The organism is Streptomyces anandii JCM 4720, assembly GCF_014650655.1.
Classification (GTDB): Bacteria; Actinomycetota; Actinomycetes; order Streptomycetales; family Streptomycetaceae; genus Streptomyces; species Streptomyces anandii.
The window spans coordinates 1-767 of record NZ_BMVJ01000084.1 but is presented as its reverse complement, the minus strand read 5'-3'; the positions used below and the strand labels follow the sequence as shown (position 1 = coordinate 767).

Annotated in this window: 1 protein-coding gene; it reads left to right on the top strand. The window is 71.4% G+C overall.

Going from position 1 to position 767, the window contains the following annotated elements:
* Positions 1-767 (top strand): beta-ketoacyl synthase N-terminal-like domain-containing protein (locus IE249_RS35400; protein ID WP_229860038.1); only part of this gene is annotated, 767 nt, incomplete at both ends.

The window sequence follows — 767 nt, the reverse complement described above, 5'->3', positions numbered from 1 at the left end:
TGGCCACGCCCGGCCTGTTCGTCGAGTTCAGCCGGCAGCGCGGCCTGTCGGCGGACGGCCGCTGCAAGGCGTTCGCCTCGGATGCCGACGGTTTCGGACCGGCTGAAGGCGTCGGCATGCTGCTGGTGGAGCGGCTGTCGGACGCGCGTCGCAACGGTCACCCGGTCCTCGCTGTCGTGCGTGGGAGCGCCGTCAACCAGGACGGTGCGAGCAACGGGCTCACGGCGCCGAACGGTCCGTCGCAGCAGCGGGTGATTCGTCAGGCGCTCGCCAACGCCCGGTTGTCGGCCGCCGATGTGGACGCGGTGGAGGCGCACGGCACGGGCACGAGTCTGGGCGACCCGATCGAGGCGCAGGCGCTCCTGGCCACCTACGGGCAGGGCCGGGACGAGGAACGGCCGCTGCTGCTGGGTTCGGTGAAGTCCAACATCGGTCATACGCAGGCCGCCGCGGGTGTGGCGGGTGTGATGAAGATGGTGCTGGCGATGCGGCACGGTGTCCTTCCGCCGAGCCTGCACATCAGCGAGCCGACCCCGCACGTCGACTGGTCCTCCGGGGCCATCGAGCTGCTGACGCGCAACACCGAATGGCCGCAGTCCGGCCGCCCACGCAGGGCTGCCGTGTCCGCCTTCGGTTTCAGTGGGACGAATGCGCATGTGGTGCTGGAGCAGGCGCCGCCGGTGGAGGTGTCGGAGGAGGTGGGCGAGCCGGAGCCGGTGGCGGGGTTCGGTGAGGGTGCCGTGTGGGTGTTGTCGGGCGGGAGTGCG